The organism is Novosphingobium sp. (assembly GCF_030696665.1).
Classification (GTDB): Bacteria; Pseudomonadota; Alphaproteobacteria; order Sphingomonadales; family Sphingomonadaceae; genus Novosphingobium.
In genome coordinates, this window is sequence record NZ_JAUYRV010000046.1 from 35975 (window position 1) to 55810 (window position 19836).

At 61.3% G+C, this 19836-nt stretch carries 19 protein-coding genes and 1 tRNA gene; 16 read left to right on the top strand and 4 right to left on the bottom strand.

Features of this window, described 5'->3' with window-relative positions:
• The first annotated feature begins 115 nt into the window (after nt 1-115).
• Entirely contained in the window at nt 116-1021 is a 906-nt protein-coding gene (locus Q8R81_RS13070) for a fructose bisphosphate aldolase (RefSeq protein ID WP_305618500.1), read from the top strand.
• Between the two features lie 62 nt (nt 1022-1083).
• Here the strand turns inward: Q8R81_RS13070 and Q8R81_RS13075 are convergent, their stop codons facing one another.
• A complete protein-coding gene (locus Q8R81_RS13075) occupies nt 1084-1455 on the bottom strand; it encodes a hypothetical protein (protein ID WP_305618501.1) in 372 nt (123 codons plus the stop codon).
• 81 nt (nt 1456-1536) lie between these two features.
• Here Q8R81_RS13075 and thiE point away from each other — a divergent pair, with 81 nt between their 5' ends.
• The 3 genes from thiE to Q8R81_RS13090 all read left to right on the top strand — a co-directional run bounded on the left by thiE (nt 1537) and on the right by Q8R81_RS13090 (nt 5346).
• A complete protein-coding gene (gene thiE, locus Q8R81_RS13080) occupies nt 1537-2181 on the top strand; it encodes a thiamine phosphate synthase (protein WP_305618503.1) in 645 nt (214 codons plus the stop codon).
• A 53-nt stretch (nt 2182-2234) separates the two neighbouring features.
• A complete protein-coding gene (locus Q8R81_RS13085) occupies nt 2235-3332 on the top strand; it encodes a L,D-transpeptidase (protein ID WP_305618505.1) in 1098 nt (365 codons plus the stop codon).
• Between the two features lie 64 nt (nt 3333-3396).
• Nucleotides 3397-5346, top strand: a complete 1950-nt coding sequence (locus tag Q8R81_RS13090) for an OPT family oligopeptide transporter (RefSeq protein WP_305618507.1) — start codon at nt 3397-3399, stop codon at nt 5344-5346.
• On the opposite strand, the gene Q8R81_RS13095 is transcribed toward Q8R81_RS13090, so the two are convergent.
• On the bottom strand, nt 5343-5720 hold the full coding sequence (locus Q8R81_RS13095) for a hypothetical protein (protein ID WP_305618509.1): 378 nt from the start codon (nt 5718-5720) through the stop codon (nt 5343-5345). The genes Q8R81_RS13090 and Q8R81_RS13095 overlap by 4 nt on opposite strands.
• Nucleotides 5721-5827: 107 nt before the next feature.
• Between Q8R81_RS13095 and efp the strand changes: the two genes are divergently transcribed.
• From efp to Q8R81_RS13110, 3 genes are all read left to right on the top strand, one after another.
• Complete coding sequence (gene efp, locus Q8R81_RS13100; RefSeq protein WP_305618510.1) at nt 5828-6391, top strand: elongation factor P; 564 nt, start codon at nt 5828-5830, stop codon at nt 6389-6391.
• 4 nt (nt 6392-6395) lie between these two features.
• A complete protein-coding gene (locus Q8R81_RS13105; protein WP_305618512.1) occupies nt 6396-7220 on the top strand; it encodes an inositol monophosphatase family protein in 825 nt (274 codons plus the stop codon).
• Between the two features lie 40 nt (nt 7221-7260).
• Nucleotides 7261-7344: transfer RNA gene (locus Q8R81_RS13110), tRNA-Leu, on the top strand.
• A gap of 12 nt (nt 7345-7356) precedes the next feature.
• Here Q8R81_RS13110 and Q8R81_RS13115 read toward each other — a convergent pair.
• Complete coding sequence (locus tag Q8R81_RS13115; RefSeq protein WP_305618514.1) at nt 7357-7884, bottom strand: hypothetical protein; 528 nt, start codon at nt 7882-7884, stop codon at nt 7357-7359.
• A gap of 105 nt (nt 7885-7989) precedes the next feature.
• Here Q8R81_RS13115 and radA point away from each other — a divergent pair, with 105 nt between their 5' ends.
• The 9 genes from radA to Q8R81_RS13160 all read left to right on the top strand — a co-directional run bounded on the left by radA (nt 7990) and on the right by Q8R81_RS13160 (nt 19147).
• Nucleotides 7990-9357: a DNA repair protein RadA gene (radA, locus tag Q8R81_RS13120; protein WP_305618516.1), complete on the top strand. Its 1368-nt coding sequence runs from the start codon at nt 7990-7992 to the stop codon at nt 9355-9357.
• Between the two features lie 13 nt (nt 9358-9370).
• Nucleotides 9371-9925, top strand: coding sequence for a CvpA family protein (locus Q8R81_RS13125; RefSeq protein WP_305618518.1), 555 nt, complete (start codon nt 9371-9373; stop codon nt 9923-9925).
• A gap of 1 nt (nt 9926) precedes the next feature.
• A complete protein-coding gene (locus tag Q8R81_RS13130; protein WP_305618520.1) occupies nt 9927-10358 on the top strand; it encodes an iron-sulfur cluster assembly scaffold protein in 432 nt (143 codons plus the stop codon).
• Between the two features lie 111 nt (nt 10359-10469).
• Nucleotides 10470-12086, top strand: coding sequence for an MFS transporter (locus Q8R81_RS13135; protein WP_305619385.1), 1617 nt, complete (start codon nt 10470-10472; stop codon nt 12084-12086).
• 25 nt (nt 12087-12111) lie between these two features.
• A complete protein-coding gene (alr, locus tag Q8R81_RS13140; RefSeq protein ID WP_305618522.1) occupies nt 12112-13140 on the top strand; it encodes an alanine racemase in 1029 nt (342 codons plus the stop codon).
• A 78-nt stretch (nt 13141-13218) separates the two neighbouring features.
• Nucleotides 13219-13770: a polyhydroxyalkanoate synthesis repressor PhaR gene (gene phaR, locus Q8R81_RS13145; protein ID WP_305618525.1), complete on the top strand. Its 552-nt coding sequence runs from the start codon at nt 13219-13221 to the stop codon at nt 13768-13770.
• Nucleotides 13771-13835: 65 nt separating this feature from the next.
• A complete protein-coding gene (proS, locus tag Q8R81_RS13150; RefSeq protein ID WP_305618527.1) occupies nt 13836-15398 on the top strand; it encodes a proline--tRNA ligase in 1563 nt (520 codons plus the stop codon).
• A gap of 83 nt (nt 15399-15481) precedes the next feature.
• Nucleotides 15482-16816, top strand: coding sequence for a M28 family peptidase (locus Q8R81_RS13155; protein WP_305618528.1), 1335 nt, complete (start codon nt 15482-15484; stop codon nt 16814-16816).
• A 39-nt stretch (nt 16817-16855) separates the two neighbouring features.
• Nucleotides 16856-19147, top strand: coding sequence for a ribonuclease R family protein (locus Q8R81_RS13160; RefSeq protein WP_305618530.1), 2292 nt, complete (start codon nt 16856-16858; stop codon nt 19145-19147).
• A gap of 67 nt (nt 19148-19214) precedes the next feature.
• Here the strand turns inward: Q8R81_RS13160 and Q8R81_RS13165 are convergent, their stop codons facing one another.
• A complete protein-coding gene (locus Q8R81_RS13165) occupies nt 19215-19673 on the bottom strand; it encodes a universal stress protein (protein ID WP_305618532.1) in 459 nt (152 codons plus the stop codon).
• Between the last annotated feature and the right edge of the window lie 163 nt (nt 19674-19836).

The window sequence follows — 19836 nt, forward strand, 5'->3', positions numbered from 1 at the left end:
GTATGCGCCTTTTCCCCAGACGCTCGCACGATGGCTGAGCGTCTTTTTATGGCGCATTCGCGCATAGGTATGCGGAGCCGGTATTCCGGGGTTTCCGCCAGAACAGGACGGACCGATGAACACGACCGAAATGACCGCGAAGATGGCAACCGGCAATGGCTTCATCGCCGCGCTCGACCAGTCAGGCGGTTCGACTCCCAAAGCGCTGGCAGGCTACGGCGTGACAGAAGATGCCTGGACCACCGAAGAGGAAATGTTCGGCCTGATCCACGACATGCGCGCCCGCATCATCCGTTCGGACGTGTTCCACGGTGAGAAGGTCATCGGCGCGATCCTGTTCGAACGCACGATGGACGGCCATGTTGATGGCAAGTCTGTGCCTGCCGCCTTGATCGAAAAGGGCGTCGTGCCCTTCATCAAGATCGACAAGGGTCTGGAAGACGAAGTCAACGGCGTTCAACTGATGAAGCCGATGCCGACGCTCGACGCGCTGCTCGAAAAGTCCAAGGCGCTCGGCGTTTATGGCACCAAGGAACGCTCGGTCATCAACTCGGCCAACCGCGAAGGCATTGCCGCCGTGGTCGCGCAGCAGTTCGAAGTGGGCATGCAGGTTCTCGGCCACGGCATGATGCCGATTATCGAGCCTGAAGTGAACATCAAGAGCGACACCCGTGCTGAATGCGACACGATGCTGCTCGACGAAATCCTCAAGGCCCTCGACGTGCTGCCGGAAGGCACGCAGGTCATGCTCAAGCTTTCGCTCCCCGTCGCGCCTTGCACGTTTGACCCCTTGGTCAATCACCCCAAGGTCCTGCGCGTCGTCGCGCTTTCCGGCGGATTCAAACGTCCCGAAGCCTGCGTTGAACTCGCCAAGAACACCGGGATCATCGCCAGCTTCAGCCGCGCTCTGCTCGAAGACCTGCGTCACCAGATGACCAATGCGGAATTCGACGCTGCGCTTGGCGCGGCCATCAACGACATCTACACCGGCTCGACGCAAAAGACCCTCGTCGCTGCATAACCTGTTCGTTTGAGAGGACGGAAAGGCCACCCCGCCACCAGCAAAGCTGGGGCGGGGTGTTTTTATTGCGCAATGCTGAAGTGGAAGCGGTAATCCGACGGCTGCAGCGGTGTGCCGGTCATTTTCCCCGGCTCTACCGTATCGAGCATGATCCCGTCGCTCGAAGGTTCGCCAAGCATCAACTGCCGGCGTTCCGAGACGCCGCCGCGTGTGACGGCAGCATCGACCACAACACGGCCAGCCCAGACGCAACGGGCGTTCATCGGGCACCGGCTGTGCTCAACCACACTTCTCGGTCGTACCTTTACCGCGCCAACACGAGTCGTCTGACCAATCACAGCAAAGCCATCGCTGCGTTCGGCCGAAGGGATGACGGCGCAACCGGTAAGGCATACCGACGACAGCGGAAGCAGGAAGAGGAATGCGTGTTTCATAGCTGCTGCGTCGCACCGGCACGATGAACCGCATCGGAACCAGCGTTGCAGGCAAGCGCAACTCCCGATAAGGCCGCCCGCATGGCCAAGCTTTCTTCAGAACTCTACCTGATCTCCCCGCTCGAAGTCGGCGGTATTTTCCCCGATCGTCTTGCTCGCGCGCTCGATGCCGGGCCGGTGGCTGCGTTCCAGTTCCGCGTCAAGGATATGGACGAACACGCCGCAGCAGTTCTTGCCGAGCCGCTCCAGCGCATCTGCGCGGACCATGACGTTGCCTTCATCGTCAATGACTCGATCAGCCTGGCCAAGCGCCTCGGGGCCGATGGGGTCCACCTCGGGCAGGACGATGGTGACATATCCGATGCGCGTGAACGCCTCGGCCGCAATGCCCAGATCGGCGTGACTTGTCATGACAGCCGCCATTTCGCGATGGATGCTGGCGACAAAGGCGCGGATTACGTGGCCTTCGGCGCGTTCTTCCCGTCGAATACCAAGGAAACGAAACACGTTGCGGGCCTCGATCTGCTTGAATGGTGGCAGTCGATCTTCGAACTGCCCTGCGTCGCGATCGGCGGCATCACACCAGCCAACTGTCCTCCGCTGATTCAGGCAGGTGCGGACTTCCTCGCTGTCAGCAATGCAGTCTGGAACGGGGATGAGGCTGCCAACGTTGCTGCGTTCTTCGATGCGATCCGCGCCAACCCCCGCGTCAGTTCCGACGCCTGAAGGAACGCGCATGGCTTCCGGCGGTTCTGTAGCAAACAGAACGCGGAGCCATGATGTACCGAACTTTCAATGCCGCCATTGCCCTGACCATTTCCAGCGTCGCCCTCTCGGCTTGCCAGTCTGAAAAAGCCGATCCCGCAGCTTCGGAAAGTGCAACGGCCAAAGCGCCATCTTTCGTGGTTCCGATGGCATCCAATGACCCGGCACCGGGGCAGGCCGGCGAGCAGGAGGATGCAGCACGCCCTGTGATGCAGGCACAAGTCGTGCTCGAACGGCTCGGCTTTGCGCCCGGCGTAATTGACGGGAAGACCGGCCTTTCCACCACCAACGCCGTCAGCGGCTTCCAGAAGGCTAACGATCTACCCGTCACCGGCAAATTCGATGACCCGACGATGCAGGCGTTGACCCGCTGGTCCAACATTGCCGCAACGCGCGTTGTCACCATTCCGCAGGACTTTGCAAAAGGCCCATTCGCACCTCTGCCAAAAAGCCCGGAAGAACAGGCAAAACTGCCAGAGATGGCCTACACATCGCTCGATGAAAAGCTGGCTGAGCGCTTTCACACCACGCCAGAAGTGCTGCGTGGATTGAACCCGCAACTGCAGAATGCTCCCTTCGCAGCCGACCAGAAGTTCCGCGTTCCGAACGTTGGTGGAGATCGGATCGATCCGGCTCACGTGGACAACAAGGGATGGCTGGCTACCTTGGCTACACTGGGCGTCAGCGATGCGCAGCCGGATGCAGCACGGATTGTCGTGAGCAAATCGAAAGGTACGCTGGAGGTTTATGACGGTGCCGACAAGCTTGTCGCGCTGTTCACGGTCACGACCGGTTCCGAAAAAGACCCGCTGCCGCTGGGGGATTGGACGATCAACGGCAAGTCCTACAATCCTGAATTCAGTTATGATCCCAGCCTGTTCTGGGACGTGCCCGACAGCAAAGGCGAACACCTCTTGCCGCCAGGCCCGAACGGCCCGGTCGGCGTCGTTTGGATCGATCTGTCCAAGGAGCATTACGGCATCCACGGCACGCCCGAACCGCAGACAATTGGCCGCGCCGAAAGCCACGGTTGCGTGCGCCTGACCAATTGGGATGCGGCACGCCTTGCACAGATGGTCACCGGATCGACGAAGGTTTCGTTTGTAAGGTGATGCGGCTTCCCTCTGGCGTCCTGCCGTGCAAGACAGGACGAAAGATGTACAGGATGGAGCGCACATGACCGGGATAGCCAGCCCAAGGGAACTGACATTTCGGGGCATCGTGCTCGGCGCGATCCTCACGGTCGTGTTCACTGCTGCGAATGTCTACCTTGGCCTGCGCATCGGCCTGACATTTGCCACCTCCATACCTGCTGCGGTTATATCGATGGCGGTTCTGCGCGCTTTTTCCGGGACGACCATTCAGGAAAACAACATCGTCCAGACCATTGCCAGTTCGGCAGGGACGTTGTCAGCCATCGTCTTCGTGCTGCCGGGGCTCGTCATGGTCGGATGGTGGGCCGACTTTCCCTATTGGGAGTCGGTCGCGGTCATCGCGGTCGGCGGTGTTCTGGGGGTGATGTACTCGGTCCCGCTCCGGCGTGCGCTGGTGACCGGCTCTGACCTTCCATACCCGGAAGGCGTCGCTGCCGCCGAAGTGCTGAAAGTCGGTGCGGGCGTTGGCGGGGCTGAGGAAAATCGCAAAGGCCTTGCTGCAGTCACCGCCGGTGGTCTGCTGTCTGCGCTCTATCCGTTGCTCGCCAAGATGAAGCTGGCGGTCGAGGAAGTGGGTGGCGCATTCAAGGTAGGCTCGGGCGGATCGATGCTGTTTGGCGGACTTTCGCTGGCACTCGTTGGCGTCGGCCATCTCGTTGGCCTTGCGGTCGGCATTGCCATGCTCATCGGCATTGTCATCAGCTTTGGCGTGTTGCTCCCGCAATTGACCGCAGGGGGCATTCCTGCAGGAACCGAACTTGCCGATTTCGTCGGCACCGTGTTTCGCGAAAAAATCCGCTTCATTGGCGCAGGCACCATCGGGGTGGCGGCAATCTGGACGCTGCTGCGCGTAATCGGCCCGATCGTGCGTGGGGTGACCTCAGCCATTGCCGCCAACGCCTCACGCAAAGGCGGCGGGATCGACAGCCTCGACATTACCGAGCGAGACATCCCCATCGGCATCGTCGGCGGCACGATTCTCGCCTCGATGATCCCTATTGCGCTGCTTCTGGCCGATTTCGCCGTGGGTGGCCCTGTCGCGGGCGCTCTGGGCATGACGCTCATCGCCTCGGTCGTCTATGTCCTGATCGCCGGGATTATCATTGCCTCGGTCTGCGGCTATATGGCGGGCCTGATCGGCGCGTCCAACAGCCCGATCTCGGGCGTCGGCATCCTTGCTGCGTTGGGAATTTCTCTCCTCCTGCTGGGTCTGTTCGGGCAGGGCGGCAGTGAGGAAGATACCAAGGCGCTGGTCGCCTTCGCGCTCTTCGTCACTGCCATCGTATTCGGCGTTGCCACGATCTCCAACGACAACCTGCAAGATCTCAAGACCGGCCAACTCGTTGGAGCGACGCCTTGGCGTCAACAGGTCGCACTGATTCTTGGTGTGCTGTTCGGCGCACTGGTGATCCCGCCGATTCTCGATCTGCTCAACTCCACCTTCGGCTTTCAGGGTGCGCCGGGGGCAGGGGAAAACGCACTGTCCGCGCCGCAGGCCTCGCTGATCTCGGCCATTGCACAGGGAGTCCTCGGCGGCAGTCTCGATTGGAACCTTGTCGGCCTTGGCGCGGCGATTGGTGCCGGGGTGATCGTGGCCGATGAGCTGCTCAAGCGTGCAGGGAAGGGATCACTCCCGCCACTCGCGGTCGGCATGGGCATGTATTTGCCCACGCAAGTCACGCTCATGGTTATTCTCGGCACCGTCCTCGGCCATCTTTACAACCGCTGGGCCGCGCGCCAGTCAGCGCCCGAATTTGCAGAGCGCATGGGCGTGCTTACCGCCACGGGGCTTATTGTGGGTGACAGCCTGTTCAACATCGCGTTCGCTGCAATCGTTGCAGGCACCGACAACACCGAGGCACTGGCCGTGGTCAAGGATTTCCCGGCCAGCCTGCCCTTCGGCGTTGCCGCTTTCGCCGCAATCATCGCCTATGCCTACTGGCGTATGCGGCGCGACAGCGCTTCGGTTTAACCTGGAGTCGCAATCCTGACTGGGCCGGCGTGTACGCAGCGTATGCCAATTGGCGTGTCTGCCTGCGTCACTTCACGCATGATTTCCTCGCCATCCATCACGAACCTGCGCCCGGAGAATATACCACTGGTCAGCGTCAACCGGTCCGCCAGTCTGAGGTAGGTGCCCGTCGACCCATCGGGGGCAACATAGCTTGAATCTGCGATGGTCTGGAAACCAAGTTCGGGCTTTTCAGTCGCCAGCGTGTTGGCATCACCCGGAATTTCGCAGGTCCAGCCCCCCTTTTGCAACACCGTCAGCTTCCCTCCCGGCACTGCCTGAGCGGCACTTGCAACAAACATGGCAGCGATGGCGATGATCGGAAATGGCTTCATGGTCTTGCGCTAGCACGCCCGCCCCATTTCAGGCAATCGCGCTTGAAGCTGCGGCTGCGAACGGCTAAGGGCCGCGCTTCCCTACTCACGGTAAGGCTCTTTCCATCATGAAGATCAGCGGCGTGGACATCCGTCCGGGCAATATCCTGGAATACGAAAAGGGCATCTGGAAGGTCGCAAAGACCCAGCATACCCAGCCCGGCAAGGGCGGCGCGTTCATGCAGGTCGAGATGAAGAACCTCATCGATGGCCGCAAGACCAATGTCCGCTTCCGCAGCCAGGACACGATCGAGCGCGTGCGCCTCGACACCAAGGACTTCCAGTTCCTCTATGCCGAGGGCGATGATCTGGTGTTCATGGACGTTGAAAACTATGACCAGATCACCCTGCCCAGCGATCTTCTCGGCGATGCCGCAGCATTCCTGCAGGACGGCATGACCGTGCTGCTCGAAATGTATGACGAGCGCCCGATTTCGGTCCAGCTTCCCGATCAGGTCGAAGCCACCATCGTCGAAGCCGACGCCGTGGTGAAGGGGCAGACCGCCTCGTCGTCCTACAAGCCGGCGATACTCGACAATGGCGTGCGCGTCATGGTTCCGCCACACATCGGCAGCGGTACGCGCATCATCGTCGACGTTTACGAACGCACTTACGTCGGCAAGGTGGGCTGATTAGATGGCAGCCATTTCCGGCCTGATGCGCGTGATGGAGCGCGCGGCGCGCAAGGCAGGCGGCCGCCTGCGCCGTGATTTCGGCGAGATCGAGCATCTGCAGGTCTCGAAGAAAGGCCCTGCGGATTTCGTTTCCAAGGCCGATCAGCATTCCGAACGCACCCTGTGGGACGAACTGCGCGTGGCGCGGCCGGGCTGGGGCTTCCTGATGGAAGAAGGCGGCGAGATTCCGGGTGAAGATGGGAAGCCGCGCTTCATCATCGATCCGCTCGATGGCACCACCAATTTCCTCCACGGCATTCCGCACTTTGCCATTTCTATCGCCGTGCAGGAACCAACGCTGGATGGAAAGGGCTGGGGCGATGTCACCGCCGCGCTGGTCTATCAGCCCATCACCGACGAAAGCTTCTGGGCCGAAAAGGCGCAAGGCGCTTGGCTGCAGGATCGCCGCCTGCGCGTGTCGGCGCGGCGCCACCTCGATGAAGCGCTGATCGCCACCGGCATTCCGTTTGCAGGCCGGGGCGACATCAACGAATGGGCGCGCATCTACGCTGAACTCGGCCCCCGCATTGCTGGCATCCGCCGGTTCGGTGTGGCTTCGCTCGATCTGGCCTGGGTCGCCGCCGGTCGGTTCGACGGTTACTGGGAAAGCAGCCTCTATCCGTGGGATACCGCTGCCGGTTGCCTGCTGGTGCGCGAAGCAGGCGGTTTCGTTTCGGATTACAAGGGGCGCTCGCAGCCGATCTGCGATGAAACTGTCCTTGCAGGCAACGATGCGCTGCACTCAAAGCTGCACAAGCTGTTGGCAGGCGCGCTGCGTAACACTTGACCTTTCGGGACGGCTCTGGCTAAGGGCCGTCCCGGAATGTGCCCCTGTGGCGGAATGGTAGACGCGAACGACTCAAAATCGTTTGTAGCAATACGTGCCCGTTCGAGTCGGGCCAGGGGCACCATCCGTATTTGCGTCAGTCGACGCTATCCGATCCGGCTCGCGCTGCTGCGGCGGTAGCCAGTGCACTGATCTGCGCCTGCGTAGGGACAACAGGCCCTTGCTCCATTCGCTTGCGCCGCTCGGCTTCGAGCATGCGGAGATAGGCCTTGCGCTGCTCGGGCGACATGCGCGCCATCGCGGCACGGTCTGCTTCAACGATAACTGGTGCGGCGCTCACAGCAAGATATGCCGGGATAACACCGCTAGTGCCGTCGCCACCGCCGTCCATCGGCCCGTCGATAGTATCCTGAAACCCGCTGCCCCGCCCGCGCGATCCCCCTTCGCTGCGTTTGTCTATCAGCTTCTTGGCGCCAAACTTCTTCTGTTCTGCGCGCTTCAGTTCGGCCTGCTCGTTGCTCTGTGCGATGGCCTGCTGCGCCTCACCATTGGCAAAAAGTGCGACCATGCCCGATATCGCAAGCGTCAGTGCTGCGAAGTGGCGGTACATCTTGGGGTCGATCCCCAGAACCTGTTTGGACATGCGGGCCATACGCATGGTCATATCCACCGCGCGTTAAGGATAACGCCAGCCTTCATGGTTAGCAAACTGCTACCGGAATGGCGCAACTACGCTTGCGTTCCACCTATGTTCTGATAATTGGGGGCGATGGCCAAACCCAAACGTCGCTTCGTCTGCCAGGCCTGTGGCAGCGTCTCCAACCGCTGGCAGGGCCAATGCGCCGATTGCAGCGAATGGAACACGTTGGCCGAAGAAGCGCCAGAAACGATTTTCTCGGCCAAACATGATTTGTCGAGCGGGGGCCGCCGCGTCGCCTTCGTCAGCCTTGATGCACCGGTCACGCTGCCACAGCGCCGCAAGACTGGCATTGCCGAGTTCGACCGCGCGTTGGGCGGGGGCCTCGTGCCCGGATGTGCCATCCTGATGGGCGGTGATCCCGGTATCGGCAAATCCACGCTTCTGCTTCAGGCCGCAGCCAAGGTCGCCATGTCTGGCGGCACCGCAGTCTACATCAGCGGCGAAGAAGCGTCAGACCAGATTCGCCTGCGCGCAGATCGGCTCGGCCTTGGTAAAGCGCCGATCCAGCTTGCCGCTGCCACATCGGTCCGCGATATTCTCACGACGCTCGGCACTATGCCAACCCCCGATATTCTGGTGATCGATTCGATCCAGACGATGCACTCCGATCAGATTGAAGGCGCGCCCGGCACGGTCAGCCAAGTGCGCGGCTGCGCCTTTGAACTGATCCGTTTTGCCAAGGAAACCGGCACCGCGCTCGTGCTGGTCGGCCACGTGACCAAGGATGGCTCTATCGCCGGTCCCCGCGTGCTCGAACATATGGTCGATGTGGTGATGAGCTTTGAGGGTGAACGAAGCCACCAGTACCGCATCCTTCGCGCGATCAAGAACCGCTTCGGCGCGGTCGACGAAATCGGCGTTTTCGCGATGGCGGGGGCAGGGCTTGAGGAAGTTGGCAATCCCTCCATGCTGTTCCTGTCTGGCCGTGAGGAGCAGGTCGCAGGCAGCGCCGTCTTCCCTGCACTCGAGGGCACGCGCCCGGTTCTCGTGGAAATTCAAGCGCTCACCGTCCGCCTCGCCAGCGGTGCCACGCCACGTCGGGCCGTGGTCGGGTGGGATTCAGGGCGCCTCGCAATGCTTTTGGCAGTTCTCGAAGCCCGCTGCGGCCTCAATTTCTCCACGGCAGAGGTCTATCTCAACGTGGCGGGTGGGTATCGTCTGACCGATCCCGCCGCCGATCTCGCCGTCGCGGCTGCGCTCATTTCCGCCCTGTCAGACAGACCGTTGCCTCCTGCCTCGATCTGGTTCGGCGAGGTCTCGTTGGCCGGAGAAGTACGTCCCGTCGCCCACACCCCTGTCCGCCTGCGCGAGGCTGCAAAGCTTGGCTTCCGCCTTGGCTGCGGCCCGGATGCCGGCGCTGAAAAGGTTGATGGCCTGCGCTATTCACCGCTCAAGCTGCTGCCAAATCTCATTGACCGCGTGATGGGCGGCTCATAGGTTCCGGAGCGAAATGACCGGCTTCGATTATGTAGTTCTGCTCCTCGTCGGCATCGGTGCCGTCGGCGGATTCCTGCGTGGGTTTGTTGAAGAGGTGCTATCACTTGCCGCTTGGTGCCTTGCGCTGCTGGCGGTGCATTATTTCCACGAACCATTGACTTACTGGCTGGCCGCGCACCTGCCGACCGAAACCGGGGCAGGGGTGCTCGCGTTCTTCCTGCTGTTGCTAGGCCCCTATATCGCTACCCGAATCATTGCGCGCCGGATGGGTAGCGCAAGCCGCGATTCGGTTATCGGTCCGATTGATCGCTTGCTGGGCTTCGGCTTCGGGGCAGTGAAGGGCTTCATCATCGTCGTGCTCGGTTATTCCGTTGTCACCTTTGGTTATGACCTTGCTTGGGGTGAAGATGGCCGACCGGAATGGATCACAGAGGCGCGGACTTATCCATTCCTCAACGCCGCCAGCGAAGAACTGTTGACCCTCATTTCCGAACGCCGCGAACAGGCTGCAGATCAAGCGCGCGACGTTGCCAGGCGTAAGGCGCGCGAACAGATTTTGGGCGATTGAGATGAGCGCTGGAAGGGGTCTCTATACCCCCGACATTCTCGCCCTTGCGATGGAACTGACTGCCAGCCCTTGGGATGAAAACTTGCTCCATAAGGGCACTGCACGTTCGCGTAGTTGCGGCAGCACGATTGACCTTGCGCTCAATACAGACGCTGCCGGCGCCATCACCGCCATCGGGCTGCGTCCGCACGCTTGTGCCGTCGGGCAGGCAGCCGCTGCACTATTCATCCGATCCGCCAAAGGACGCAATCTGGCGAACATCGAAGGATCGCGCATTGCCATATCCCAATGGCTGGCGGGTGAAGCTTCACGTCCTGACTGGCCAGGCCTCGAATCCCTCGAAGCCGCCCGGGCCTATCCAGCGCGCCACGGAGCGATCTTGCTGGCATGGGACGCCGCCCTCGATGCCCTTGCCGCCACAAAAGCGGCTTGAAATGCAGGGCTTGCGGCGCAGCCATCAGCTTCGCTACAGCCTCACCGTATAGCCAGACGAAAACAGGGCCGGGGGAAGTTCAGCGTGTCAGCCAGCAATGCCAGCAATGCGATGTCTGAAGGCGGGAAGCTGGAGCCTAGCGCGTCCGACATCCGCCTCGTTATCGCCGCAAGCTCTGCGGGAACGGTTTTTGAATGGTACGACTTCTTCATCTACGGCACGCTCGCCGCGATCATCGGGAAAACCTTCTTTCCGTCCGACAATGCAACGTTGCAGCTGTTGCTGGTATGGGCCGGTTTCGCGGTCGGCTTCGGGTTCCGACCCTTGGGCGCAATCCTGTTCGGTTACCTCGGTGACAAGCTGGGCCGCAAATACACCTTCCTCGTCACGGTCACGCTGATGGGCATTGCCACTGCCGGGGTGGGCCTGATTCCTTCGGCAAACAGTATCGGGCTGTTCGCACCGGCCATCGTACTGCTGCTGCGTGTGCTTCAGGGCCTCGCATTAGGTGGAGAATATGGCGGCGCCGCAATCTACGTGGCTGAACATGCTCCCGGCGGGCGGCGCGGTTATTACACCAGTTACATACAGGCGAGTGTTGTTGGCGGGTTCGTTCTCAGCCTGGTTGTTGTGCTTTCCAGCAAGGCGTTGATGTCTGAAGCGGTTTGGCAAAGCTGGGGCTGGCGGGTTCCTTTCCTCCTCAGTCTCGCTCTGCTTGCCATTTCGCTGTGGATGCGGCTGAAGCTGTCGGAAAGCCCGGTTTTCCAAGCGATGAAGGAGCAGGGTGAGCTGGCCGGCAACCCCTTTGTTGAAAGTTTTACCTATCCCGGCAACAAGCGGCGCATCTTCATCGCGCTCTTCGGCATTGCAGCTGGCCTCACGGTGATCTGGTACACCGCAATGTTCTCCAGCCTCGGCTTCCTCAAATCGGCTGCGCGCATGGACGATACGCTGGCGGAGATCGTCGTGGGGATCGGCGGTGCGATTGGCATGGTGTTCTATTTGATAGCTGGCGCATGGTCCGACCGGGTAGGCCGCAAGAAGCCCATCGTGATCGGGTACGCGCTCACTTTGCTGCTGATGTTCCCTGCATTCTGGCTGCTCGGCGCGTCAGCCAACCCGGAACTCGCCGCTGCGGCCAAGCGCAATCCAGTGGTTATTGCCGGGCCTGATTGCAATTACAGCCCCTTCGCCGCCGAACAGTCGAGCCAATGTGCCAAGCTGCTATCGGATCTTGCTTCATCAGGTATCAGTTACCGGCTTGAACAAGGCCCGCTTTTCACCGCGACCGTTGGCAGCGCGTCGATGGCAATTGACAATTACCCGTGGACTGACAAAGCCGCCACCCGGATAAAGGCATTGCAAGCCGACCTTTCCCAGCACGGCTATGACTTTGCCAAGGTCAAGCCCACCACCGGCAGGCTCGTCATGGTCATTGCCGCACTTGTGCTGCTTATGGCGCTGTCCGGTGCAACGTATGGCCCGGTTGCCGCACTGCTTTCGGAAATGTTTCCGCCGCGTATCCGTTACAGTTCGATGTCGATTCCCTATCACCTTGGCACCGGCTATTTTGGAGGTTTCCTCCCTCTCATTTCCAGCTACATCGTTGCGCGCACCGGCGATCCCTACGCCGGGCTTTGGTATACCTGGGTCGTTGTCCTCGTCGCGTTTCTGGTCGCCCTTTGGGGCCTGAAGCCGGGGCTGCCCGCCGATTTCACGGACGACTGACATTTCTTCGCACCCTCCCGCCACTTTGCGTCTGGCCTTCGATCCGCAAGCCCTTGCCGCCAACTGGCGCACACTCGATGCAATGTCGGGCATTGCTGCAGCCGGTGCTGCGGTAAAGGCAGATGCTTATGGCATCGGCGCGGAACGGGTGGTGCGTGTTCTTGCCGCCGCGGGATGCAGTGACTTTTTCGTCGCGCACTGGTCTGAAGTTCCCGCGCTCCTCCCGCACATTCCTGCGGCGCGTATTGCTGTGCTGCACGGCCCGGTTAACCGTGACGAAGCCCAGTTTGCGCGCAGCACGGGCGCGCGCCCGGTCCTCAATTCCTTGACCCAAGTGCAGCGCTGGTCCGAATCCGGCGGCGGCCCTTGCCATGTCATGATCGATACTGGCATGAGTCGGCTTGGTATTGAATGGTCGCAAGTGGCAGACCCGGCCATTGCTGCTCTCGACATCGATATTTGCCTCAGCCACCTGGCCAGTGCGGACGAGGATTCACCGCAGAACGCAGACCAGTTGCATCGCTTCGAGCAGGTCCGTCGCAAAGTGTCTGCCCGCCGGTACAGTTTGGCCAATAGCGCAGGGATCGCGCTCGGGAGTGCGTACCACGGTGATCTCACCCGGCCCGGCATTGCGCTGTATGGCGGCGTAGTTCGTCCCGAATTCGCTGGTGTGATCGTGCCAGTGGCAAGGCCAGAGGCTGCGGTAGTGCAGGTCCGAAACCTCGAACCGGGTGACAAAGTCGGGTATAATGCATTGTTCTGCGCCAGCAAATCGATGCGAGTGGGCATTTTGTCCATCGGCTACGCTGATGGCTATTTGCGTTGCTGGACAGGCACAGGCCAGTTCCTGTGGCAAGGGCGCCGCGTGCCTGTGCTTGGCCGCGTCTCTATGGACCTGACCATCGTCGACCTGACTGACCTGCCCGATTGCGGCGAGGGCGATTGGTTGGCTGCAGACTACGATCTTCCTGCTGCAGCCGCGCAGAGCGGGCTTTCGCAATACGAACTGCTCACGATTATGGGCCAACGTTTTTCGCGCCAAACTGGTTCTTAACGCTACTTGTTAAGATTTGTTGCGCTGCACATACTGCACGTGCTAATACATAGAAATGTCGCAGTGAGGTGCCAGATCATGGCCAGTGAATCCAAGAATGGCGGCACGGTTATAATCAAGAAATACGCTAACCGTCGCCTCTACAATACCAGCACTTCGAGCTACATCACGCTCGACCATCTCGCGCAGATGGTGAAGGAAAATATCGATTTCAAAGTGATGGATGCAAAGACGGGTGCAGATCTTACGCACGCGATCCTTACGCAGATCATCATGGAGGAAGAGGCCGCCGGTGAGCAGATGCTGCCGACGAATTTCCTGCGCCAGTTGATTTCGATGTACGGCAATTCGATGCAGGCGTTCCTGCCCGGGTATCTTGAAGCGTCGATGGAGCATTTCCGCGACAATCAGGCCAAGATGCGCAAAGCGATTGAAGAGAGCATTGGGTCCAACCCGCTTGCCCAGATCGCGCAGCGCAACATGGAAATGCTGAAGGCAGCCGCAGCCGCCTTTGTTCCGGGTGCGCAACCTGCGGGTGAGGCCAAGGCGGCCGAAGAAACTGACGACCTTGATGCCCTGCGCAAGCAGATGGCTGATATGCAGAAGAAGCTCGACCAGCTTTCCAGCTGATTTGGTGCCCGCAATGCTCATACCGGGCATTGCGGGAAACATCTTTGCGCTTTAACGCGCAGGTCATGAACCAGCTTTCCAAGAACCCTTCGACCATCAAGCACGCGCTCAATGTGAAGCGCGCCGAAGACTTCGCGCAGTGGTATCAGGCCGTGATCGCCGAGGCCGAGCTTGCCGAAGAATCCGGCGTGCGCGGCTGCATGGTCATCCGCCCGTGGGGCTATGGCATCTGGGAACGCATCCAGAAGCTGATGGACGCACAAATCAAGGAAGCGGGCGTCGAGAACTGCTACTTCCCGCTGTTCATACCGCTGTCCTATTTTGCCAAAGAGGCCGAGCATGTCGAAGGCTTTGCCAAGGAAATGGCGGTTGTCACGCACCATCGCCTGATTTCTGACGGGAAAGGCGGCCTTACGCCCGATCCCGAAGCAAAGCTTGAAGAACCGCTGGTTGTGCGCCCCACATCGGAAACCGTGATTGGCGCGGCGATGGCGCGCTGGGTGCAATCGTGGCGCGATCTGCCGCTGATGGTCAACCAGTGGGCCAACGTCGTGCGCTGGGAAATGCGCACGCGCATGTTCCTGCGCACCAGCGAGTTCCTCTGGCAGGAAGGCCACACCGCCCATGCCGACGAAGCTGATGCGATGGTGGAAACGCTGCGCGCGCTTGAAATGTACCGCGCTTTTGCCGAAGGTCCGCTTGCCATGCCGGTGATCGCTGGTCCTAAGCCAGAGAACGAGCGTTTTCCCGGTGCGGTCGAAACCTTCTCGATCGAAGCGATGATGCAGGATGGCAAGGCTTTGCAGGCCGGCACCTCACACTATCTTGGAACCACGTTCGCGCAGGCTGCCGGCATCCGCTATCAGGACAAGGAGGGCCAGCAGGCCCTCGCCCACACCACATCGTGGGGCGTCTCCACCCGGCTGATTGGCGGGGTGATCATGACCCACGGCGATGATGACGGGCTGCGGGTGCCGCCCCAAGTGGCGCCGCAGCAGATTGTCATTCTTCCCATGCTGCGCGACAACGAGGGCGACGACGCTCTGCTCGCCTATTGCGAAGAAATTCGCGCTGCACTCGCCAAGCAGAGCGTGTTCGATGAACGCGTCCGCGTCCTGCTTGATAAGCGGCCCGGCAAAGCGACGCAAAAGCGCTGGTCATGGGTCAAGAAGGGCGTGCCGCTGATCCTCGAAATTGGCGGCCGCGATGCGGAAGGAGGACAAGTCTCCGCCCTGCGCCGCGATCAGTTGTGGCGCGCCGATGCCAAGCCCAACTTCGTCGGCCAACCGCGCGAGCAATTCATCGCTGCCGCCGCGTCCGAATTGGAAGCCATCCAGTCCTCGCTCTACGAAGAAGCCCGCGCCCGCCGCGATGCCCAGATCGTGCGTGACGTGACTGATCTTGATGGCCTGAAATCCTACTTTGCCGAAGGCAACAAGTATCCGGGCTGGGTCGAAATGGGTTGGTCCAAGCCCACCGGTGCCGCGCTTGATGCGGTGGTCGAACAGCTCAAGGCGCTGAAGCTGACCATTCGCAACACGCCCTTGAACGCGCCCGCACCCACCGGCATTTGCCCGTTCACTGGCGCGCCCGCGACAGAGACCATTCTCATCGCGCGGTCTTACTGATTGCCCGAAAGGGTGGCGCGCAATCGCCACCCTTTCGCGCCACTGCGCTTGCAGCAAAGGCGCGCGCGTTGCATTACGCTTTCATGCGCAACTATCTGATCCTGTTCCCGCTCCTCGTGTCAACGGCCGCTCATGCTGCGCCCGAGGATGCCATTTCCGAAGCCCGCCTGCGCGCCAATGTTGAAAAGCTCGTCAGCTTTGGCACCCGGCACACGCTTTCGACGCAGACTGATCCCAAACGCGGCATCGGCGCGGCGCGCAAATGGGCTGAGGCAGAGTTCCGCAAGGCCTCGGCCGCATGCGGCAGTTGCCTTGAAGTGGTGCTACCGGAAACCACGGTTACCGGCGACCGCGTTCCTGCGCCCACCCGCCTAGTCAATGTCGTGGCCATCCAGCGTGGCAGTGAGCGCCCGAACGAGGTTGTGATCGTTCAAGCCCATATCGATAGCCGCGTTTCCAACGTGCTTGACGCTACGCAGGACGCCCCCGGTGCCAACGACAATGCCTCGGGCACCGCGCTGGTTCTCGAAGCCGCCCGCGTCCTTTCGCGCGAAAAGTTCCCCACCACGATCATCTACGCCGCCCTTTCAGGCGAAGAGCAGGGGCTGCTCGGCGGCAAACTGCTCGCCGATTATGCCGCTGCGCAGGGCTGGACGGTCAAAGCGGTCCTCAACAACGATATTGTTGGCGGCTCCACCGGTTCGGACGGTTACCGCGACAACACCAATGTCCGCGTTCTATCCGAAGCCTTGCGCGCTGATTCTACCGATGCGTTGCGCGCCCAGATGCGCCGCTTTGGCGGGGAGAACGACAGCCCCTCGCGCAATATCTCGCGCTGGGTCGCCAGCCTTGCCGAGGCGGACGAAGGCAAAGGCCTCGCTGTCCGCCAGATCTGGCGCGCAGACCGCATGGGCCGGGGCGGGGACCAGTTGCCCTTCTCGGACAAGGGCTACCCTGCCGTGCGTTTCACCGTCGCGGTCGAGGATTACGAGCACCAGCACCAGGATTTGCGCACAGAAGGCGGCGTGAAGTTCGGCGATACGGCGGACGAGATGGACTTTCCATACCTTGCCAAGGTCACGCGCCTCAATGTCCGCGCGCTGGCCAAACTCGCCCGCACCCCGATGCCACCGGCACCGGTGGTCAAGGGCGCGGTCAAGCCCAGCACGGACATAGAATGGCAAGCTGTGCCCGGCGCGGTCCGCTACAGGTTGTGGCAGCGCCGCACCGATGCACCGATGTGGGACACGCAACTGCTTGAAACCGCAGATACCAAAGCCAGCCTGCCCGGCGTTCGTGCCGATGACTGGCTGTTCGGCGTCAATGCCGTGGCCGCAGATGGCTCCGAAAGTCCGGTCGCCTCTGCCGTTCCCGGCGGTCAATTCGCGCCGCTCGCCCCGGTGGCTCCGAAGCCCTAACAGCTTGCCATCGGGGGCATGAAAGACCACATGCCACCCATGACAAAACTCCGTTATCCCCAAGGCCTCCCCACGCGCCAGCAGGTGCTCGATTTCATCGCACAGTCCGATGAACCTGCCGGCAAGCGCGAGATGGCCAAGGCATTCGGCCTCAAAGGCACGGAAAAAATCGCGCTCAAGGGCCTGCTCAAGGACATGGCCGATGAAGGCCTGATCGACGGCAACCGTAGCGCTTTCCACGCTATGGGCGGCGTGCCAAAGGTCACCGTTCTGCGCATTGTCGAGATCGACGAGGGCGAACCTGTTGCCGTGCCAGACAGTTGGCAACCGGATGACGCAAGCCCCCCGCCGCGCATTCGCGTCATCGAACCGCGCGGCAAAGTGCGAGATCGGAATGCCGCACTGCGGGTGGGTGATCGTGTGCTTGCGCGCACCGAAGAAGCCGGCAGCGGCTGGATCGCGCACCCGATGAAGAAGCTGCAAGGCGGCGAAGAGCAGATGATGGGTGTTGTCGAACTCGATGGCGCGGGCAAGGGCTGGCTCGCCCCGGTTGACAAGCGCGTGCGCAACGCTGTGCCCATCTCCGACCTTGGCGGCGCGGAGAAAGGCCAACTCGTCCTTGCCGAACCCGCTGGACGTTCGCCGCGCTCCGGCATGAAAGTCGTCGCGGTCCTTGGCGATCCGCTTGCTCCGCGCGCCTTCAGCCTGATCGCCATTCACAAGCACGGCATCCCCTTTGTGTTCCCCGAAGGCGCGGTGACAGAAGCCGAAGCCGCTGCCAAACTCCCGCTTAGCGAAGAGACCCGCGAAGACCTGCGCCATCTGCCCATCGTCGCCATCGACCCTGCCGATGCGCGCGACCATGACGATGCGATCTGGGCTGAACCCGATGGCGAAGGCGGCTTCCGGGCGCTCGTCGCCATTGCCGACGTCAGCTACTATGTGCGCCCCGGCGGCGAAACCGACCGTGAGGCGCGCAAGCGCGGAAATTCGGTCTACTTCCCCGACCGCGTCGTACCGATGCTGCCCGAAGTGCTCAGTGCCGATGTCTGCTCGCTCAAATCTGGCGCGGACCGCGCGGCTATGGCTTGCCACCTGACTATCGACAGTTCGGGCAACGTCCGCGAATGGCGCTTCACGCGTGCCGTGGTGCGTATCGCCGAAGTCATCGCTTATGAGGAAGCGCAGCGGCGGATTGATGCCGATGAGGCTGCACCGCATCTTCAAAACCTCTGGTCCGCATGGCGCCTGTTGGAAAAAGCCCGCCACGCCCGCGATCCGCTCAACCTTGACCTGCCCGAGCGGCGGGTGGTGCTGAACAGCGAGGGCAAGATTGCCGAAATCGCCATCCGCGAGCGGCTTGATGCCCACCGCGTGGTCGAAGATTTCATGATCGCGGCCAACGTCGCTGCCGCCAAGGCGCTCGAAGCCAAAGTCGCGCCAGTCGTTTATCGTATCCACGAACCGCCAAGTCGGGAAAAGCTGACCGCGCTGAAAGACTATCTCGCCACGTTCGACCGCAAGCTGTCGCTGGGGCAGGTCATCACGCCCTCGCTGTTCAACCGCATGCTGAAGGACATTGCGGACGAAGCTGAAAAGGCGCTGATAATGGAGGCCGTCCTGCGCAGTCAGACGCAGGCCTATTATGGCCCGCGCAACGCTGGGCACTTCGGCCTCGCACTTGGTTCCTATGCGCACTTCACCTCACCGATCCGCCGCTATTCGGACCTGCTGGTCCACCGCGCGCTGGTGGATGCCTATGGACTGGAGCAGCCCCGGCCAAAGGCCGATCTGCCCGCCGCCTCCGGTCTGTCGGACCGTGATCGCGCCGATCTCGCCCGCGTTTCCGAAGCGCTCAGCAATGCCGAACGCCGCGCAATGGAGGCAGAGCGCGACACGATTGACCGTTATGTCGCTGCATGGCTTTCGGGCAAAGTTGGCGAAGTCTTTGACACGCGGGTTACTGGCGTACAGAAATTCGGCTTGTTCGCCACGATCATCGGCCTCGGCGGCGATGGCCTGGTGCCTGTTTCCACATTGGGCGCTGAACGCTTCAATTATGACGAAAAGGCCCAGCGCCTGATTGGCGAGCATAGCGGCGAGGAGTTCGTGATGGGCCAGATCCTCAAGCTGCGCCTTGCCGAAGCCAACCCGTTGACCGGTGCGCTTAAATTCGAACCTGTGGACGTTCCCGAAGGCGTCCAGCGGATCGAACGTCGCGGCGAAAGGGCCGGCCACAAAACCGATCACAAGGCGCGCCGACAAGGCCAACACACCGCCGGAAAACGCGGACGCCCTTCAAACATTCGGCATCAGGGCCGCAAGAAGTAGGGTGCCACCCGCGCTCCGGAACGCTTGTCATTCCCGCCTGCGCGGGGATGACGCAAATCCTGTGGGATCAACTGAACCGGTCGATTTCCTCGTCCGACATAACGCCTGGCACGATCATGAGCGGGCAGGGCAGTTGGCCCGCAATGGCCGAAAAGTGCGTCACCAGCGGTCCCGGTGAGCCACCTTCTGCCGCCCCAAGGACCAGCGCAGAAACTTCCGGGTGCTCATCAAGATAGTGACGGACGGCCTTTGGTCCATCGCCCTGCAGCACCGAAATTACCGGATTTAGCCCTGATTCGCTGGCAAGGCTGCCGGCCATGCTTATCGCCAGCACTTCGGCACGGTCACGGGTTTCCTGCTCCATTGTTGCTTGCACACCGCCAAACGCCACGAATTGCTGGCGCGGGACAAGGGCAAGGATATGAACCGTGCCACCGGTGCGCACTGCGCGACGGGCCGCAAACCGCAAGGCACCGCGCGCCTCGTCAGTCTCGTCCATGATGACCAGATAGATGCGTTGGGGCATTCCATTCATCCTTCCCGGCCCTTCGTAGTGGCAAATTCGTATGCGGTGCAAGCGCCAAGCCACTTGACCCGGCGCGCCATGCTGGTGAAATGGGGCTGACAAAAGATGCAGGAGAGGTTTCCGCTACGGCACTCTCCCTCCTGCGCATCAGGACACGGAAAAC